The sequence below is a fragment of the Paraburkholderia guartelaensis genome, from assembly GCF_004353905.1.
Classification (GTDB): Bacteria; Pseudomonadota; Gammaproteobacteria; order Burkholderiales; family Burkholderiaceae; genus Paraburkholderia; species Paraburkholderia guartelaensis.
In genome coordinates this window covers 112,925-132,118 of record NZ_SMOD01000017.1, presented here as the reverse complement: position 1 = coordinate 132,118, position 19,194 = coordinate 112,925, and the positions used below count along the sequence as shown (strand labels likewise).

Below are 19,194 nucleotides of genomic sequence, written 5' to 3'. Positions count from 1 at the left end.
CAGGGGCTCAAGCAAGTAGTCCATGCAGCACCGAAACGACACGCAGTAAATAAAGGATACCTGACGAAAAAACCTGCTTTTCAAGGAACCGCACCGCACAAAGTGCGCCCCAAAAAGGAGACAGCCATGAACGCATTGCCCCGCACCGACGCCAGGCAGATGAGGCGCGTGGTGGTCGCGAGCCTGATCGGCGCGACCATCGAGTGGTACGACTTCTTCCTCTACGGCGTCGTCGCCGGCATCGTCTTCAACAAGCTTTATTTCCCGAGCGGCGATCCGCTCATCTCGACGATGCTCGCCTACGGCACCTTCGCGGTGGGTTTCCTGAGCCGTCCGCTCGGCGGCATCGTGTTCGGTCACTTCGGCGACCGGCTCGGCCGCAAAAGCATGCTGATCATGACGCTCTCGATCATGGGCGTCGCCACCGTGCTGATCGGCACCGTGCCGACCTACGCGCAGATCGGCCTGTGGGCGCCCGCGCTGCTGCTCGTCCTGCGCGTTGCGCAGGGTCTGGGCCTCGGCGGCGAATGGGGCGGCGCCGTGCTGATGTCATTCGAATACGCGCCCGAAGGCAAGCGCGGCCTCTATGCGAGCATTCCCCAGATCGGCCTCGCGATCGGGCTCTGCCTCGCGTCGGGCGTGGTCGCCCTGCTTTCGTCCGTGCTCAGCAATGCGCAGTTTCTCGCCTGGGGCTGGCGCGTGGCGTTCTTTCTTTCCTTCGCGCTGGTGGCGATCGGTATGTATATTCGCCTGCGTGTGCTGGAAACACCCGAGTTCGAACGCGTGAAGCAACAGGGCGCCGAAGTCCGCGTGCCGATCGCCGAGGTGCTCTCCCGCTATCCCGGCAACGTGCTTGCCGGCATGGGCGCACGCTTCATCGACGGGGTGTTCTTCAACGTCTTCGCCGTTTTCACGATCGCCTATCTCACGCAGACGCTCAAGCTCTCGCGCACCGACGCCCTGCTCGCCGTGATGGCCGCCGCTTTCACGATGATCTTCACGATTCCGTTTTTCGGCCGTCTTTCGGACCGCGTCGGCAGGACGCGCATCTACTTCTGGGGCTCGCTCTTCACGGGCTTGTCGTCGTTCTTCGGCTTCTGGCTCATGAAGCACAGCGGCGGCTCACCGGTGTTCGTATGGATCGCCGTGATCATTCCGCTAGGCGTCATTTATGCTTCGGTCTACGGGCCCGAAGCCGCGCTCTTCGCGGAGCTGTTCGACGCCAACGTGCGCTACTCCGGCATCTCGTTCGTCTATCAGTTCTCGGGCATCTTCGCGAGCGGCATCAGCCCGATCATCGCGACCTGGCTCTTGCAGCGCAACGGCGGCGATCCGTGGCTCATCTGCCTCTACACGATGTTCGCGGGTCTCGTGAGCGCACTTTCGGCCGCCTGGGTGGGCCGCCGCCATCACACGCGGCATCTTGCCATGAGTGGGGTGCGGTGAACGGTTCCCCGCGCTGCGCGCGGCCTTGAATGCGGCACTACGCGGCGGCATGCACGCAACACGCGAGCAGTCCGTCGCGCAACATCGCTTCGGTTTCCGTATCGATGAAGCCGATGAAGACGATGACGCTCTCCACGCCCGGCGCATGCTCGCCCTGCGCGGGCGGCGTCATGCGTAGCCGGCGGGCAGCGACCTGGCACACGCGGGTGCTGATGCCGCCATTCGCATCGGCCACGCGCACGAAACCTTTCGCGCGCAGGATCGTGCGCGGCAGCGCCTTGAGCCATGCACGCAGGCGCGCCTTGTCCAGCACGTCGGGCGCGGCAAGCGTCACGCTTGCGAAGGCGGGAAACGCGCCGGCGTTCGACCCGAGCGGCTGGTGCTGCCAGCGCCTGGCATCGGCAAGCGCGCGTGTTTGCGGCATGCTTGCGTCGAACAGTAGCGCGGGCGGTACGCGCCCGTGATCGGCGGCCACGACAATGTCGGTGGGCGCAAGCGCGCGCACGTCCGCGACGGCTCGCTCGCGCGCACCGGCCTCGATCAGATCGAGCTTGGTGACGATCACCGCGCTCGCGCTGTCGATCTGCTGCTGCGCCATCGCGCCGACCAGCGGATCGGCGAGCGTGTGCACGAACTCGAGCGCATCGGCAATCACGAGCACCGCGGTGAGACGAAACGCGCCGTTGAGCAAGCCCACCTGGGCGATCTTCGCCGGGTCCGACACCCCACTCGCCTCGATCAGCAGCAGGTCTGGCCGCTCTTCACGCGCGGCGAGGCGCGCGAGTGCATCGACGAGCGCGCCGCCGATCGTGCAGCAGATGCAGCCGTTGTCGAGCTCGATCACGTCGTCGCTGTGCGCGCGCACGAGCCGGGCGTCGATATTCACGGCGCCGAAGTCGTTGACGAGCACCGCGATGCGCTTGCCGTGCGGCGCCTCCAGCAAATGATTGACCACCGTGGTCTTGCCCGCGCCGAGGTAGCCGCCGATCACCGCGAGGTCGATCGGCGCGCGCACGGTCAGCGGCGTGGCGGCGGGATTCATCGCGGGGCGCGCATGACGCGTCCGCCGAGCACCGTGCCCCACACCGGCACGTCCTTCAGGCGCTCGGGCGCACAGGTGCTCGGGTCTTCGTCGAGCACCGCGAAATCGGCGAACTTGCCCACCTCGATGCTGCCGATCAGGTGATCGAGGCGCAGCGTGTACGCGGCGCCGAGCGTGATCGCATGAAGCGCCTCATCGACCGTGAGCCGCTCCGCCTCGCCCAGCACGCGGCCGCTGGCCGATTCGCGCCGCACCGCGCACCACGCCGTAAACAGCGGGCTCAGCGCGGTGATGGGCGCGTCCGAATGCAACGCGTAGGGAATGCCCATGCGCTGCGCCGAGCCGGCCGGGTCCATGCGGTTCGCGCGGTCCGGGCCCATGGTCTGGCCGTAGTGGGCATCGCCCCAGTAGTAAATGTGGTTCGCGAAGAAGTTCACGCACAGGCCCAACGCGCGGATGCGCCGCAACTGCGCCGCGTCCGCCATCTGGCAGTGCTGCAGCGTGTGCCGGTGGTCGGGCCGCGGATGGCGCGCGAGCAGCGTCGCCAGCGCGTCGAGCACGACCTCGGTCGCTTCGTCGCCGTTCGTGTGGATATGCAGTTGCAGCCCGGCGCGGTGATACGGCTCGAACACCTCGACCAGTTGCGCGGGCGGAATCAGCCACAGGCCGTTGGGCTGCCCGCCCGCATAGCCTGGCCAGCGCACGCGCGCGGTGAAGCCCTGGATCGAGCCATCGACGATGAACTTCACCGGCCCGAAGCGCAGCTTGTCGGTATTGCCCGCCATCGCCTCCAGCACGCCGGCCGCGCTCTGTGCGGGATTACGCTGCGGAGCGAACGCGGGCACGATGCGCACGGGGTACTCGGGGTCGGCCGTGACGCTGTGCAAGGTCCGGTTGCCCTGTGGCGAAAGGTCGTTGACGAGATCGGTGGCGGTCGTCACGCCCGCGAGCTGCGCGACGCGGCCGAAATTCCAGACCGCGTGCGGCTTCTCGCTGGCCGCGATCGCGAGCTTGCCGCCAATCACCTGGTAGATCGGGAACATCGCCGCGAACTCCTGCAGCTCGCCCGTGGGCCGGCCCTGCGCGTCGCGCGCGATGCCGTCCACGTCGGTGTCCTCGTCGATGCCGGCGAGCGCAAGCATCGCGCTGTTCACGTTCATCAAATGCACGCTCGCATGGAGAATCGCGATTGGGCGGCTCGCCGAGACCGTATCCAGTTCGCGTGTCGTGAGACGCGCCGCCCCGAAGTAGATCGGATCGAAGCCCCACGCGAGCAACGGGCCGTCTTCGGTCATGGTGCGTTCGGCTTCAGCGAGGCGTTCGAGCACCGCGTCGAGCGTGCGCAGCCCGTGCCACAGCTTGCCGTCCGGCCCGCGACGGTCGTAGTAGCCCACGTAGACCGCATCCCATACCGCGCCTTCCATCAGGTGGCAATGGCCTTCGACGAGCCCGGGCATCAGCACCTTGTCGCGCAGCGTGTCGTCCCGCGTGCAGGCGCCGTATTGCGTCTCCCACCGCGCGGCGTCCTCGCTCGTGCCGACCGCGAGAATGCGCCCCTCGCGCACGGCCACGTGCGTCGCATGTGGCTGGCCAGGGTTGAGCGTGAGGATGCGGCGTGCCGCGAATACCGTGACCGGCTGAGCTGCAGAAGCAGACGAGGCTTGCGGGTTCATTGACAGGCTCAACTCCTATGAATGGCGGTGAAGCGGATCGGGCATGGCATAGCGCCGCCCGGACGGACGCAACAGAATATGTCCCACGAAGACGACGAGCACGTTCACAGCCAGGCACACGAGCCCGAGATTGATGCCGCCGAAGCCGATATGCAGCACGTAGCACACGATCGCGAGGCCCTGGCCGCAGACGATGCCTGCCGCCACCGCGGCTGGCCGCACCTGGCGTCCGGCGAGCAGGATCAGCATGCCGGGCAGGAACTGCGTCACGCCGTAGTAGGTCAGGTTGATGAGCAAGAGCATGAGGTTCGGCGTGAGCAGCGTCGTGGCGATCGACACCAGCAGATAGGCGACGATCACGAATTTCGCGGTGCGCTTCTGGCGCGTCTCGGGCAGGTTCGGAATGAGGTTGCGCGTGACGATCGGCCCGATCGCGAGACAGATGCCCGCCAGCACGAGCAGCCCCGAGAGCGCGGCGCCCGCCGCGACGAGGCCGAGCAGCCAGTCGGGCAGCAGGTGGACGGCTGCCGCGAAGAACGCGTCGTTGGGCGAGGCGAGCTTGAGGTTCGCGCTGATCGCGTAGTACGAGGCCACCACGAGGAACGGGTACATCATCATGTAGAGCGGCATGGCGATCTGGGTCCGGCGGATCGTGTTGGGCCCGCGCGCCGTGAAGAAGCCCTGCGCCGCGAACGGCATCATGTAGAAGCCGAGCGACTGGAACAGCATCGTGCTCATGGAGAAGCGCAGCTGCGGCGGCGTCATCGCGTTGCTCACCTGATGGCTCGCGGCATGGAACACCTCGTGCGTGCCGCCTGCCATCCACGCGGCGGCCACGCCCGTCACGACGATCGCGAGCAGCATCAGGATGTCCTTGAGCACCGCGATCCAGGCGGAGGCGCGCACACCGGAAATGGCGATATAGGTGAACGCGAGCGCGGCGCAGACGACGATCAGCCAGAACGGCTGAACGTGCCAGCCGAGTCCCTTGAGCGCGGAGGCGAGGCCCGTGAACTGCAGTTCGCCCCAGGGGATCAGGAACAGGATCGACGAGCCCGCCACGATCAGCTCGAGCGCGCGGCTGCGATAGTGACCCTTGAAGAGGTCCGCCTGCGTAATGGCGTTGTGCCGCTTGCCGGCCTCCCAGATGCGCGGCCCGATGAAATAGCCGATCGGGTAAGCCAGCAGGATGTAGCCGAGAAACCAGATGCCGTAGGTCGGCCCTTTCGCATAGATCCCGCCCGGAAAGCCGACCATCGTGCCGATGCTGTAGATCTCGCCGGCCGTGAGGAAGAACACGAGCGCGACGCCGAACTGGCGCGACGCGACGAAGAAGTCGTGCACGCTCTGCTTGCCGTGGCCGCGCCGGGAGCGGATGGCGAGATACAGCGAAAAGGCGATGAGGAGCGAGAAAACGAATGTGGACATGCGCGGCTCTCCAGGGTGGAGACGATGGGATGGGCGGTGGCGCGCGGATGCGGTCGGCGCCGCGGGCGCTCGCTAGTTCTCGTTCGCGTAGCGGTGCCGGTCGAAGCAGCGCCAGCAGATGAAGAGACACCCGGAGGTCAGCAGGAACCAGGCGAAGATCCACGCGTAGATGAAGGGCACGCCAAAGACGTAGCGGTCCTGCTGCGCAGCCACCCAGGGCAGCGCGCCGATGACGCCCAGAAAAGGGAGGCCGATTCCGATCAGATACCTGAGCATCCTTGTCTCCTTTTGCGGGCCTGGGCGCCCTGCTCCAGTCGCGAGCAAAGCCGGCCAGGCCGTCTTGTTGTACCGAGTATCGGCTGACAAAAACGCGCGCGGCTAGTGCCAGACGCGCCTTATCGTTGAGTCCAGGTTGAGTCCAGGTTGAGTCCAGGCCGGCGCCGCCTCGTGCCGACGCCGCCCAGGCGCCGCGCCGATAGCTGAGATAATGAAACCGCCCCAGCCTCAAACCCCACCCCAAGGAGCCACTGTGAGCCAATCCGCATCCTCGTCCGCCCCCAATCCGGTACGCCGTGTCGCGTTCCTGGGCCTCGGCGTGATGGGCCATCCCATGGCCGGTCATCTCGCCAAGGCCGGGCTCGACGTTACGGTCTACAACCGCACCGCTGAAAAGGCCGCGCAATGGGTCGCCGAATACGGCGGCCGCGCGGCCGCCACGCCGCGTGAAGCGGCCCAGGGCGCCGATCTGGTGCTCGCCTGCGTCGGCAACGACGACGACCTGCGCAGCATCACGCTCGGCGCGGACGGCGCCTTCGCCGGCATGGCGCGCGACGCCGTGTTTGCCGACCACACGACCGCCTCCGCCAACGTCGCGCGCGAGCTTTCGGCGAAAGCCGCCGAACATGGCCTGCATTTCATCGACGCGCCCGTGTCGGGCGGCCAGGCGGGCGCCCAGAACGGCAAGCTCACGATCATGTGCGGCGGCGAAGCCGCAGCCTTCGAGCGCGCGAAGCCCACGCTCGCCCACTACGGGGCGGCCGTGACGCTGGTGGGCGCGGCGGGCGCCGGCCAGCTCGCCAAGATGGTCAATCAGATCTGCATCGCCGGCCTCGTGCAGGGGCTGTCCGAGGCGATCAACTTCGGCGAGCGCGCCGGGCTCGACATGGCGCTCGTGCTCGACGTGATCGGCAAGGGCGCGGCCGCGAGCTGGCAGATGGACAACCGCGGCAAGACCATGATGGCCAACAAGTTCGACTTCGGTTTCGCCGTGGACTGGATGCGCAAGGACCTCGGCTTCTGCCTCGACGAAGCGAAGCGCAACGGCGCGGCGCTGCCGGTGACGGCGCTCGTCGACCAGTTCTACGGCGACGTGCAGCGTCTCGGCGGCAGCCGCTTCGACACGTCGAGCCTCATCTGGCGCCTGCGCAAGCTCGACGGCGGCGCATAAGGCGTACCTGAGTGGCGGCCCTCTCAAGGCCCCGGAAGGCCCCGGAAGCCCCCGGAGGCCTTCAGGGCCGCCCCATGCACTGCTCACGCCCCGCACACCCTGCGAGGCTCAGCGCCACCAGCGCAGCGGGCGCCGCAGCGTGTGCCGTTCGAGCTGCACCGTCGGCATGCTGTCGAGGAACGCGAAGGCCCCCGCCTCTTCCGGACCCATGCGCCGCTCGCGCTCCTCGTCGGCCTCGACCGTGCGTGAGGTATCGATGAAGAGTGCCGCGACGATCCCCAGCGCCAGCAAGCCGGCCGAGATCAGGAACGGCACGTTATAGCTGCCGGTGTGCTGGATCAGGTAGCCGAACACGACCGGCGACACCATCCCCGCAATGCCGAAGCCCGTGTTCATCATGCCGCCCGCCGTGCCCGCATATTTGCCGGCGATATCGAGCGGCAGCGTCCACAGCACCGGATTCGTGATCTCCAGGAAGAAGAACGAAGCGGAGAGGAAGAGCACCGCGACCATCGGGTTCGCGACGGACACCATCGGCAGCAGGAAAATGAGCGAGCCCCCCATGCCGGTCACGAGCACCGCGCAGCGCGCAAAGCGCAGCCGGCCGGTCCACTTGTAGAGCCGGTCGGAAACCACGCCGCCGAGCGTGTCGCCGACCACGCCCGCGAGCAGCGGCAGCGCCGTGAAGAGCGCGAGCTGCTTGAGATCGAAACCGCGCGACTCTTTCAGATACGACGGCAGCCACGTGAGATAGACCCACAACAGCCAGCCATAGCAGAAGTCGACGAACGTGACGAGCCACATGCGCCGCACGAGCTTGCGCCACGGCGTCGCCTGGCGCTTGGCGCGGTCGCAGTCGCCCTTGCAATAGCCGATCTCGGCGGTCTCTTCGGGCGTGACGCGCCGGTTCTGTTCCGGTGAGTTCGTGAACACGAAGAGATAGAGCACCGTCCACATGAGGCTCGCGATGCCAAGCAGGATGAATGCGTCGCGCCAGCCGCCTGCCACGACCACCGCGAGCACGAGCGGCGGCGTGATCGCGCCGCCCAGGCGCGCGAAACTATGCGTGATGCCCTGCGCGAAGCCGCGTTCGCCCACCGGCATCCAGTACGTGAAAGCGCGTGTGGCCGTGGGGAACGCTCCACCCTCGCCCACGCCGAGCGCGAAGCGCAGCGCGACCAGCATCGCGACACTGCCGGCAAAACCCGTGGCGAGCGTCGCCGCGCCCCAGATCAACGAGAGAACGGTGAGCACAAGCTTCGGACCGAACTTGTCCGAAAGCCAGCCGCCGATGATCTGCATGACGGCATAGGGATAGGCGAATGCGGAAAATACCAGGCCGAGTTGCACCGCGCTCAGGCCCATTTCGTGGCGGATCAGCGGTCCCGCGACCGCGATGTTGACGCGGTCGATGTACGAGATGAAATACATCAGACACATGACCGCGAGAATGATATGGCGCGTCTTGACGCGCTGCGCGTGCTGCTTCATGTCGTCGTCTCCTGAGTCTCTCTTTTGTGTCGCCGGATTGGATGCGCGCGTAGTCGTGTATCAGCCCGAGGGCGTCACGAGCTTCAGCCGCTGGACCTTGCCCGAGGGGCCGCGCGGCAGTTCGTTCACGAAGCGGAATTCTTTTGGCGTTTTGTAGCGGCCCAGTTCGCGCAGGCAGTGCTCGCGCAGATCATCAGGGTCGGGTGCGCCCTGCCAGTGGGCGTCGCGCGCAACCACGAACGCGACGATCTCCTGCCCATACGCGGGATCGGGCACACCGACGGCCGCCGCGTCGAGCACGCCCGGATGGCGCAACAGCGCCTCATCGATCTCGCGCGGTGCGATGTTCTCGCCACCCTTGATGATCAGTTCCTTCGAACGGCCGTTGATATAGAAGTAGCCTTCGTCGTCGCGATAACCGAGGTCGCCGGTACGCAGCCAGCCGTCGGCGGTGAACGCCTTCGCCGTTTCCTCGTGGCGCTTGTAGTAGCCGCGCATGAGCTGGGCGCCGCGCAACACGATTTCGCCGCACTCGTTCGGTCCGCATTCACGGCCGTCACGATCGATCACGCGCGCTTCGCCGCCCGATGGCAGGCCGATGCTGCCGATGCGGCGCTGCGATGCATCGTACGGATTGCTAAAGACGGGCGCGGCGGTCTCGGTCATCCCCATGGTCTCGATGACGCCGATGCCGAAGCGCGCCTCGAACGCGCGATGATGGTCGGCGGGCAGCGCAGCAGACGCGCTGCGACAGAACTTGAGCGCCGAGAGGTCGAGTCCGCTCGGTTCGTCGCCGTTGAGGAGATAGGCGACGATGGTCGGCACCACGTTGATCCACGTGCAGCCGTAGCTGGCCGCGTCGCGCCAGAACGTACGCCCGGAGAAGCGCGGCGTCAGCACGACCGAGCCCGCGTGCCAGAGCGGCGCAAGCAAGGTCACGACGAGGCCATTGATGTGATAGAGCGGAAGCGATGCCAGCACGCGGTCGTCGTCGGCGAGCCGGTGCTCGAGGCTGATGTTGCGCGCGTTCGCATGGAGGCTTGCGTGGCTGAGCAGCACGCCCTTCGGCGAGCCGGTCGTGCCCGAGGTGTACATCAGGAGGGCGATGTCGGCCCCATCGGGGTCGGACTGGGCTTCCACGGGCGCTGATTCCAGGACCGGGAGGCCCGCGAGGCTCGCCGCCGCCGACACAGCGCTCGTCTCATGGGCGGCTGCCGTTTCGAGCGCGGGCAGCACCGGCAATGCGACGGCATCCGGCTCCGTACGCACGAGCGCGATGTGGCGCGACATGCCCTGCTCGCGCAGCGCGGCAAGCGCCGCCTCGAGCGCGCCGCTGGTCTGCGCGCTCGCAAAGATCATGCGCGTATCCGAATGCTCGACGATATAGGCCAGCTGCGACGCCTGGCAAAGCAGGTTGAGCGGATGCGCGATCAGTCCGCTGTACATCGCGCCGAGCAGCAGCGTGGCAGTCTGGATGCCGTTGCCCATCAGCACCGAAACGACGTCGCCCGGCTTGAGGCCGGCGTCGCGAAAGCGGCTCTCGAGCGCGCGGCAACGCTCGAGCAGTTCGCCGAAGGTCAGCGTCGCGCCCGCCGTGGCGCTGCCGGCGGCTGCGTCGGCATCTTCGGTGGGGCCTTCGTCGGGCGCCGTCAGCAGGAAGGGCTTGTCCGGATACTGTGCGGCGCGGGCTTCGATCAGCGCGCGGATCGTCGCGGGCGCGCTCATTGGCCGAACCTCCGGAAATAGTCGCCGAGCAAGGTGTCGAGTTCGGGTACGTGCTCCGTGATGGGGTACGCCACGCGCGTGATGTTCAGGTACTGGCGAAAGCCGAGATTGTCCGAGAAGTTGTTGCGCCCCCAGGTCCCGCAGCCCATCGAAAGCGAGAACGGCAGGCCGTTGTCGAAGTTGCCGCCCGTCGCGAAGCAATGCGCCTGGTTGACGATCACGCGCGCCACCGGCAGCGTCGAACCGAGCGTGACGGCTTCATCCGGTTCGTCCGTGTGCAGGCCAACCGAGTGACCTGCGCCCATGTACGCGTAGAGGCTGCTGACAATATCCGCGGCAGCGTCGAAATCGCGCGCACGGTAGACCGTGAGCACGGGCGCGAGCTTTTCGCCCGAAAACGGATGCGCCGCGCCGAAGCCGCTCTCCTCGACCATCAGGAACGCGCCTGCGCATGCCGCCGCCTCTGCCACCTCGTCGAGCCCGGCGGCGTGCGCGATCTGCGCCGCGGATTTTGCGGTGCAGCGCGCCGAGAGCTTGCCGTCGGTCCACATCGCCGCCTGCAATTGCGCCTTTTGCTGCGCGTCGAGCAGCACGCCACCAGATGCGGCGAGTTCGTGCAGCATCGCGTCGTAGACCGCCTCGTCGATCACGACGCTGTTCTCCGAGGAGCAGCTCGTCGCGTTGTCGAAGGTCTTCGATGCGGCGATCTTGTGCGCCGCATCGCGAAGGTTCGCCGTGCGCGTGACGATCGACGCCACGTTGCCGGCCCCCACGCCGAAGGCCGGCGTGCCGCTGGCGTAGGCCATGCGCACGTTGGCCTGCGAGCCGGTCGCCACCACGAGGTCGGCTTCGCGCATCAACGCGGCGGTGGCGGCCTTGTCCACCGGCGCGGGCAGCATCTGCACGAGCGCCGGGTCGAGCCCCGCCTTGGCGAACTGCGCATGGATGAAGCCGATGAGCGCTTCGCACGCGCCATAGCCCTTCGGCGAGGGCGCGACGATCACCGCATTGCCGCATTTGAGCGCGTTGATGATCTTGTTGGCGGGCGTCGCGGCCGGATTCGTGGAGGGCGTGATCGCCGCGACCACCCCGACCGCGCGTGCGATTTCGACGATGCCCGTGGCCTCGTCACGCGCAATCACGCCACAGGTCTTTTTCCCATGCAGGTCGCGCAGCAATCCGAGCGTCTTGCGGTAGTTCTTGCGGAACTTGTCTTCGGCGTTCCCGAGTCCCGTGTCGCGCACCGCCAGCTCGGCTAGCTCGCGGTTTCGGCCGGGCTCCATGATCGCCCACGCAGCGGCCGCAGCAGCAGTATCCAGGGTTGCCTGCCCGGCGAACTCGAATGCTTGCTGCGCCGCACGCGCACGCGCTACGAGCGCCGAGATCTGCGGCGCGGGCGCTTCGGGTTTGCCCGCACCGGCGGCGTTGGCGACGGTCTCTCTCACATTCATCGGCGCGCTCCGATCAAATAATTGGCTGTACTGCCAATCTATTCATCGGCGCGTGAATGCGAGTCCCGATTCCCGCGCAATCGCAGACACACGACTATCAAGGCGCGGAATATGCGATTTTCGGGACTTTCATCAGTCCCGAAAATCGCACCAGGCGATGCACAATAACGGGAAAGCTAGCGTCAACCGCACAACGCGACCGACGCAGGAGACAAGCGTGTCCACATCGAACCAATCGAATGCGGCAGCAGTGCGCGCTTTCCGCGTGCTGGAAACGCTAGCCCAGGCGGGCCGTCCCTTGGCGATGATGGATCTGGTGGATGCGCTCGGTTTGCCCAAGCAGACCGTGCACCGCATCCTGGCCCAGCTCACCGACGCGTGGCTCGTCACACGCGGCGCCAACGACAAGCTCTACGAGTGTTCGGCACGCGTGCGAATGATGGCGGTAAACGTGCTGATGCATGCCGGGCCGGCGGCGGCGCGGCATCTGCTGCTCGAACAGCTCGTCGAGAAGATTGGCGAGACCTGCAATCTCACCATGCTCGCCGGCAACGACGTGGTCTATGTCGACCGCGTGGAGACCGAATGGCCGCTGCGCATGCATCTGCAGCCGGGCTCGCACGTGCCGCTGCACTGCTCGGCTAGCGGCAAGCTACTGCTGAGCTTTCTGCCCAAGGAGCGGCGCGACCGCATGATCGATACGCTGCCGCTGCGCGCGCATTCGGAGCAAACGATCACCGACCGCGAAGCGTTGCGCAAGGAACTGGCGGTGACACGCCGGCGGCAGCTCGCGATCAACAACCAGGAGCATTTACAGGGCTTGATCGCGATCGCCGTGCCCGTGATGCTGGACCGCAACCGTGCGTGCGCGGCAATCGCCGTCCAGGCGCCGGTTGGTCGCGTCGCGCTCGATGACCTGCTCGCCTTCGTGCCCGACCTGAGGCATGCCGCAACGGAAACCGCGAAGACGTTCCGCGAGTAGGGCTGTGTGTAGGCTCCGGCAACGACGCAAGGCTGATCGAGGGGATGCCGCGCTTCAGCAGACAAAATCCCGCGCTTCGCCACCAGGCCGCTCGGCAGCAAAGCGCTTTACGCGCGGACGGGAGCAGGTCGCTGCACGTCATGACCGAACAGGAGATTGACGATTTCCCGTGTCGGCACACTGGTGATGAGAGTCGATACCTTCTGGGGACGAAACCATCGGCACCTTAGAATCTCGTTACTCGGCACAGGTCTCGCGTCGTCGTGCAGCACGGAGAAAAAGACGTGGTGCCGCTTGTTGAGCCCGCCAAACTGGAACAGGTATCCCAGTTCGCAGCCCTCGAGCGTCGTTTCTTCGTTGAGTTCACGCAGCGCTGCGTCCGCCGGCGCCTCTGCGCGCCGAATCGTGCCGCCCGGCAGCGACCATCTCGCTCGTCCCCGTTCGACGAGGAGAATCCGCCCTCGCTGCCAGCATACGACCGTTGCTCGTTCTTTCATGCTTCGCGTTTCGTCACAGACGCCATCTGTTTCGTATGAGTCGACTCTTGCCCGCCCATGTGCGCGTGAGCAACCATCGAGCCCGAAGTCAGGGCGATACGGGGTCGGTACTAAAAAGTGCATCAAGGAGGTTCGACGCAGGACGGTCCGCGAGCCGCGCCAGCGACTCGACCATGCGGACCTGGCAGTCGGCGAGCGCAATCGCGCAGACGCCCGGTGAGCCACCGAACTCAGTCCGCGCGATGACACCCACGCCAACGCCCTGCGCAACCGCAGTTTGCAGCGCCTCGCGACCTTCCACGTACAGCACGGGACGCACTTGCAGGCCCTTGCGGACCAGTTCGGCTTCGAGCAGTTGCTGCGTGACCGATTGCGTTTCGCGAAAGATCATCGGTTCGAGCACGAGCGCTTCGTAGCTAAGCGCAGCCTGTGTGGCTAGCGCGCTACTGGCAGGAACGACGGCGACAAGCGGCGCCTCACACAGCACCCGCGTTTCCAGGCCCGCATGCACAACGCGTGCGGCAGAGATCGCTGCATCGACGACGCCCGCCAGAACGCGCTGCATGCATTCGGTCGCGTTGGCCACCGAGAGTTTCACCACGATCCCCGGATGGCGCATCCGGAACGCGCCGATCAGCCTCAGCGCCAGATCCGGTGCGTCCGCGACGAGAGAAAGCTCGCCCGACTCGAGCTCGCCCGCGGCTTCGAGCAACCGGCGGGCGTCGCGCTCGCAGGCAACCATCTGGCGTGTCACAGCATAGAGGCGCCGGCCGAGGTCCGTCGGTTCGACACCTCGCGCCGTACGCTCGAAAAGCTGCACGCCATAGTCCTGTTCGAGGCGCCGCACGTGATCGGAAATCGCCGGCTGTGTAAGCGCAAGCGCGCGGGCTGCCCTCGAAAAGCCGCCTTGCTCCGCCACCGCATGAAATGCCCGCAATTGCGCGTAATGCATGTTGCCACCCTGGGAGGACGATGCCGTTGACCGGTCGTGGGCAGCCCCTCGGTTGCCCGCATTCGCACGGTCAGCTCTTCAAGCGCAATGAGCGCGGGTCGTATGGCGCACGCAGATGCAGCGTCGCCGGAATCTGCTCTCCCGCCACGTCGATCGTATAGCGCCCCTCTGCCAGCCATGCGGCTTCGACTGCCCCGTCCGGGCGCGAAAGGTAGCCCATCGCGACCGGGCAGCCGAGCGTGTGGCCGAAGACGGCCGAAGTCACGGAGCCAACCGGCTTGCCGTCGCGCAGAATGCCTTCGCCGCCCCATAGCATGCGATCGCTTGCGCCGTCGGCGCTGAACACGGCGAGCCGACGCTGCAATGGCTGGTCGCGCAGACGCAAGAGTGCGTCGCGCCCACGGAAGGGGATGTCCTTGTCGAGCTTGCACGCAAATGCGAGCCCGGCTTCGAAGGGGTTGTGCTCGGGCGACAGTTCTCGGCCCCACGCGCGGTAGCCCTTCTCGAGGCGCAACGACTCGATCGCGTAGTAGCCCGCATTCACAAGGCCATACGCTTCGCCCGCCGCATGAAGCGTCTCGTAGACACCCACCGCGAATTCGACTGGCACGTATAGCTCCCAGCCCAGTTCGCCGACGTAGGAGACGCGCGTTGCGCGCACCGTCGCGTAGCCGATATCGACCTCGCGGCTTTGACCAAACGGGAAGGCCTCGCTACTCCAGTCCGTCTTCGAAACACTTTGCAGCAGCGCTCTAGAGTGCGGCCCCATCACGGCGAGCACCGCGTACTGGCTGGTGACGTCGACGAGCACGCAATGCCGCTCGTGCCCAATCGCTTTCTCCAGGTAGTCGAAGTCGCGCGTTGCCTGCGCAGAACCTGTCACGACGAGATACTGGTCTTCCGCCAGGCGCGTGAGCGTGACGTCCGACTCGTAAGCGCCGCGATCGTTGAGGATGCCGGAATAGATCGTGGTGCCGACCGGCACGGCTACGTCATTGGCGACGATGCCCTGCAAGACAGCTTCCGCGTCACGCCCCTTGACGAGCAGCTTGGCAAACGACGTCATGTCGAACAGCGCGACGCGCTCGCGGCAGGCGCGGTGCTCCGCGCCGCTCCACGGCAGCCAGTTCTGCTGGCCGAACGCGTACTCGATGCGAGCCTCGGCGGGCTTTGGCGCGAAAAAGTTCGCGCGCTCCCAGCCCATCTTGCTGCCGAAGCAGGCGCCATCGGCGGCGAGCAGCGCATGGAGCGGCGAGCGGCGAAACGGCCGCGCCGTGTCGAGTTCCCGATTTGGCCACGGCATTGCATAGTGCAACCCCAGTGTTTCCTTTACGCGGTCGTGCAGCCAGGTGTCGTTGCCGTTGAAGCGCGCAAAGCGGCGGATATCCACGGGCCACAGATCCATGGTTGGCTCGCCGGCCACGATCCACTCGGCGAGCGCCATGCCGGCGCCGCCTGCCGAAGCGATGCCCATCGAGTTGAAGCCCGCGCCCACGAAGAAGCCCCGAAGCTCGGGCGCCTCGCCAAGAATGAAGTTGTTGTCCGGCGTGAACGATTCCGGCCCGTTGTAGAACTGGCGAACCTGCGCGGTTTCGAGCGCCGGCACGCGCTGCAATGCATTTTCCATCAGCACTTCGAACTGATCCCAGTCGTCGGGGAGCAACTGGAACTCGAAGTTTTCTGGAATCCCGTTCATGCCCCACGGCTTCGCATTGGGCTCGAAGCCGCCCATCACGAGGCCGCCCACTTCCTCCTTGAAGTAGATGAAGCCGTCCGGATCGCGCATGACCGGCAAATCGGGATGCACGCCCGCAATGCGCTCGGTCACGATGTAATAGTGCTCCGCCGAATGCAGGGGCACCGTAACGCCGGCCAGCCGGCCGATCGCCTTCGCCCACTGCCCCGCGCAGTTCACGACGAGATCCGCCTGCAGCGTGCCCTCGTCGCCGTCCTTGTTGCGCCACGTCACCCCGGTCACGGCCCGCCCCACATGCGTGGCGGCCGTATGCACAGCCGTGATCCGCGTGTTCTCGACCACGCGGGCGCCACGCATGCGCGCGCCGCGCGCGAGCGACTGCGTCAGGTCCGTCGGATTCGCCTTGCCGTCACCCGGCAGCCAGACGGCGCCAAGCAGGTCGTCAGTGCGCATCACCGGCCACAACTCGCCCGCCTCCCGCGGCCCGATAACGTCGCAAGTCACGCCATAGGCGCGCGCAGACGCCGCCGTGCGTTTCAGTTGTGTCATCCGCTCTGGCGTGCGCGCCACCGAGAGCGACCCGCACTGCCTCCAGCCCGTGGCAAGTCCCGTTTCGGCCTCTAGCTCGGCATAAAGGGTCGTGGAGTAGCGAATGAGCTTCGTCATGCTGTGCTGCGCGCGCAACTGGCCGACAAGCCCCGCCGCGTGCCACGTCGTCCCGCACGACAGCACGCCCTGTTCGAGCAGGACGATGTCGCTCCAGCCGAGTTTCGCGAGATGGTAAGCCACGGAGCAGCCGACGATACCGCCGCCGATGATCACGACGCGCGCATGCGCAGGGACAGGGGTAGGCATAGGGTGGGCCTCGATGCGGAGTGAAATGCGTTGCGAGGACAGCTACCAGGCCAAATAATGCAACAAGATGCCACACAAAACAACTCAATTTGCCACAAGACATGTGCGCTTGATGTGGGGTCTCTGCCTGGTCTGGGTGGCGTGGCATCGCGCGACCGCTAAAAAACAACGGTGATTCGCCACGTCTTCGAGAGGAGCGAACGGCTCGGCAATTTGTGGTATTTTGTGGCTTATCCTTGTGCGTCCAGTTCACGGGCACCGCCGCGCTTTCCTTTCCTGAAAGGCAACACCATGCCAGATGACCGCGCCGCCCCACCTCTTGCTCCACCCGCACCGCTGAATCGCCGTCTCGCCGTCGGACGCACCGACTACATCCTGCAAAGCCTCGATGCAAGCGGCTCAGTGAGTGTCGCCGACATGAGCATGACGCTCGGCGTCTCGCGCGAAACGATCCGCCGCGACTTGAAGGCGCTCGCGGAACAGGGCCGTGTGAGTCTGGTCCATGGCGGCGCGGCGAAGCGCGCGGTTGACGAACCGTCGCTTGCCACGCGCGAAGCGGCGAACGCTGCGGGCAAGGCGGCCATCGGCGCCGCGGCGGCGCAGCTCGTCGCCGACGGCATGGTCGTGCTGATCGATTCGGGCTCCACAACGTTGGGCCTCGCCGCTGCGCTCACGAATCACAGCGATCTCACGGTCATCACCAACAGCCTGCCGATCGGGCTGCTCCTGTGCCGCGCGCCCGGCGTGAAGGTGATCGTGCTCGGCGGCGACATCGAGCCGAACGATGAAGCGGCATTCGGCATCGAGACGATGACCGCGCTCGCCCACTATCGCGTCGACCTCGTTTTTCTCGGCGTGAGCGGTATCTCGCCAGAAGGCGAATTCACCGACTACTCACGGCTCGCCGCCGAGCAGCGGCATCTGATGATGAACGCCGGCAAAGCGGTCTACGTGCTCGCCGACCACACCAAGTTCGAGCACGGCACGCCCGTGCGGATCACGCCCGTGCCGCACATCGCAGGCGTCGTCGTCGACGCGCCGCCGCCCCCGCGTATCGCTCGTGCGTTCGAACTCCAGCAGTGGCGAGTGATCGTCGCGAACGGCGAGCGCTAACCCGCACACACGGGCGTTTGCCCATCCATCCGCAAGTCATTCCTCTGCTCGCACGCAGTGCCGGGTGGCGCTGCCGCTTGCCGCGGCGCATCTGACGCAGTCACTGCCAGCGCATTCGCGTATCCCCTGGTGTTGTGGCAAATAGTGGCGTATTGACTGTTTTTGTTGCACGTCCTAAAGTGACTTCAACACGCAGTCAGACAGTCAGAACAGACCTTCACGGAGACACCCCATGACGGCATCTTCCACGGCTTCCTCCCCTGCAACTTCAGAAACCGGCGACCCGCTGCTGCTCACACCCGGTCCACTCACCACCTCACGCACCGTCAAAGCGGCGATGGTTCACGACTGGGGCTCGCGCGATGCGAACTTCATCGAAATCAACCGCTCAGTGCTCACGCGACTCGTCAGGATTGCGAATGGTTCCGATGACTGGGCGACAGTGCCCATGCAAGGCTCGGGCACATTCGCCGTCGAGGCCATGCTCACGACTTTCGTGCCAGCCGATGGTGAAGTGCTGGTGCTGATCAATGGCGCCTACGGCAAGCGGGCGAAGCGCATTCTCGATATCGCCGGGCGCAGGACCGTGGTGCACGAAACCGCGGAAGACACGCCGCCGGACCTCGCCGCGGTCGAAGCGCTGCTGGCGAGCAACCCGTCCATCACGCACGTGTTTACCGTTCACTGCGAGACGACCTCGGGCATTCTCAACCCCATCGCGCAGATCGGCGCGCTCGCGGCGAGATACGGCAAGGGCTATCTCGTCGATTCGATGAGTGCCTTCGGCGCGCTGCCCATCGACGTGCGGGCCATGCACATCGACGCGGTCGCCGCGTCGTCCAACAAGTGCATCGAAGGTGTACCGGGCCTCGGCTTCGTGATCTGCCGGGTCGAGGCGCTCAAGCGCACGCAGGGCAACGCCACCACGCTCGTGCTCGACCTGCACGACCAGTGGCTCAATATGGAGAAGACGAGCCAGTACCGCTTCACGCCGCCCACGCACGTGATCGTTGCCTTCCACCAGGCGCTCGAGGAGTTCGATGCCGAAGGCGGTGTAACCGGTCGCGGCGGACGCTATCGCAACAACTGCCGGATGCTGCTCGACGGCATGCGCGCGCTCGGCTTCAGGCCACTGCTCGCAGACTCGCTGCAGGCGCCGATCATCGTCACGTTCCACATGCCCGAGGACCCGCGCTTCGTCTTTGCCCAGTTCTACGAGAGTTTGAAGGCGCGCGGCTTCGTGATCTACCCGGGCAAGCTCACTGTGGCCGACTCGTTCCGCATCGGCTGTATTGGCCGGATCGGCGAAAAGGAAATTCGCGCCGCACTCGCCGCGATCGGCGAAGTCCTCGAGGAAATGGGCATGGTCGGCCAGATCGAAAAAACAGCCTGAATG

The 19,194-nt window shown here is 66.0% G+C and carries 15 protein-coding genes; 5 read left to right on the top strand and 10 right to left on the bottom strand.

What is annotated here, in order from left to right:
• The first annotated feature begins 126 nt into the window (after positions 1 to 126).
• Entirely contained in the window at positions 127 to 1,446 is a 1,320-nt protein-coding gene (locus E1N52_RS22645; protein ID WP_205965653.1) for an MFS transporter, read from the top strand.
• Positions 1,447 to 1,483: 37 nt separating this feature from the next.
• On the opposite strand, the gene E1N52_RS22640 is transcribed toward E1N52_RS22645, so the two are convergent.
• From E1N52_RS22640 to E1N52_RS22625, 4 genes are all read right to left on the bottom strand, one after another.
• The gene (locus E1N52_RS22640) at positions 1,484 to 2,488 is read right to left on the bottom strand and encodes a CobW family GTP-binding protein (protein WP_133184962.1); all 1,005 of its coding nucleotides are present in this window, start codon (positions 2,486 to 2,488) and stop codon (positions 1,484 to 1,486) included.
• Positions 2,485 to 4,161, bottom strand: a complete 1,677-nt coding sequence (locus tag E1N52_RS22635) for an amidohydrolase (RefSeq protein WP_133184961.1) — start codon at positions 4,159 to 4,161, stop codon at positions 2,485 to 2,487. Before E1N52_RS22635 ends, E1N52_RS22640 begins: the two co-directional genes overlap by 4 nt.
• Positions 4,162 to 4,176: 15 nt before the next feature.
• Positions 4,177 to 5,589 carry a sodium:solute symporter family protein gene (locus E1N52_RS22630; protein WP_133184960.1) on the bottom strand — a complete coding sequence of 471 codons (1,413 nt, stop codon included), beginning with the start codon at positions 5,587 to 5,589 and terminating at the stop codon, positions 4,177 to 4,179.
• Between the two features lie 72 nt (positions 5,590 to 5,661).
• Entirely contained in the window at positions 5,662 to 5,865 is a 204-nt protein-coding gene (locus E1N52_RS22625) for a DUF3311 domain-containing protein (RefSeq protein WP_133184959.1), read from the bottom strand.
• A 253-nt stretch (positions 5,866 to 6,118) separates the two neighbouring features.
• On the opposite strand from E1N52_RS22625, the gene E1N52_RS22620 reads away from it, so the two are divergent.
• A complete protein-coding gene (locus E1N52_RS22620) occupies positions 6,119 to 7,036 on the top strand; it encodes an NAD(P)-dependent oxidoreductase (protein WP_246089174.1) in 918 nt (305 codons plus the stop codon).
• Between the two features lie 108 nt (positions 7,037 to 7,144).
• Here E1N52_RS22620 and E1N52_RS22615 read toward each other — a convergent pair whose 3' ends face one another.
• Genes E1N52_RS22615 through sauS form a run of 3 tightly spaced genes read right to left on the bottom strand, consistent with a single transcriptional unit; the run spans position 7,145 to position 11,703 of the window.
• Entirely contained in the window at positions 7,145 to 8,527 is a 1,383-nt protein-coding gene (locus E1N52_RS22615; RefSeq protein WP_133184957.1) for an MFS transporter, read from the bottom strand.
• 60 nt (positions 8,528 to 8,587) lie between these two features.
• On the bottom strand, positions 8,588 to 10,252 hold the full coding sequence (locus E1N52_RS22610) for an AMP-binding protein (protein WP_133184956.1): 1,665 nt from the start codon (positions 10,250 to 10,252) through the stop codon (positions 8,588 to 8,590).
• Positions 10,249 to 11,703: an acylating sulfoacetaldehyde dehydrogenase gene (sauS, locus tag E1N52_RS22605; protein ID WP_133184955.1), complete on the bottom strand. Its 1,455-nt coding sequence runs from the start codon at positions 11,701 to 11,703 to the stop codon at positions 10,249 to 10,251. The genes E1N52_RS22610 and sauS overlap by 4 nt, the downstream gene beginning before the upstream one ends.
• Positions 11,704 to 11,920: 217 nt before the next feature.
• Between sauS and E1N52_RS22600 the strand changes: the two genes are divergently transcribed.
• Entirely contained in the window at positions 11,921 to 12,685 is a 765-nt protein-coding gene (locus tag E1N52_RS22600) for an IclR family transcriptional regulator (protein ID WP_246089173.1), read from the top strand.
• Between the two features lie 107 nt (positions 12,686 to 12,792).
• Here E1N52_RS22600 and E1N52_RS22595 read toward each other — a convergent pair whose 3' ends face one another.
• The 3 genes from E1N52_RS22595 to E1N52_RS22585 all read right to left on the bottom strand — a co-directional run bounded on the left by E1N52_RS22595 (position 12,793) and on the right by E1N52_RS22585 (position 16,685).
• The gene (locus E1N52_RS22595) at positions 12,793 to 13,182 is read right to left on the bottom strand and encodes an NUDIX hydrolase (protein WP_133184953.1); all 390 of its coding nucleotides are present in this window, start codon (positions 13,180 to 13,182) and stop codon (positions 12,793 to 12,795) included.
• A gap of 88 nt (positions 13,183 to 13,270) precedes the next feature.
• Entirely contained in the window at positions 13,271 to 14,134 is an 864-nt protein-coding gene (locus E1N52_RS22590) for a LysR substrate-binding domain-containing protein (RefSeq protein WP_133184952.1), read from the bottom strand.
• A gap of 70 nt (positions 14,135 to 14,204) precedes the next feature.
• On the bottom strand, positions 14,205 to 16,685 hold the full coding sequence (locus E1N52_RS22585) for a GcvT family protein (RefSeq protein WP_133184951.1): 2,481 nt from the start codon (positions 16,683 to 16,685) through the stop codon (positions 14,205 to 14,207).
• 291 nt (positions 16,686 to 16,976) lie between these two features.
• Here E1N52_RS22585 and E1N52_RS22580 point away from each other — a divergent pair, with 291 nt between their 5' ends.
• Both E1N52_RS22580 and E1N52_RS22575 read left to right on the top strand, forming a co-directional pair.
• Positions 16,977 to 17,798 (top strand): DeoR/GlpR family DNA-binding transcription regulator, encoded by an 822-nt coding sequence (locus E1N52_RS22580; protein WP_133184950.1) that lies wholly within the window; start codon positions 16,977 to 16,979, stop codon positions 17,796 to 17,798.
• Between the two features lie 232 nt (positions 17,799 to 18,030).
• Complete coding sequence (locus E1N52_RS22575) at positions 18,031 to 19,191, top strand: 2-aminoethylphosphonate--pyruvate transaminase (RefSeq protein WP_133184949.1); 1,161 nt, start codon at positions 18,031 to 18,033, stop codon at positions 19,189 to 19,191.
• The last annotated feature ends 3 nt before the right edge of the window (positions 19,192 to 19,194 follow it).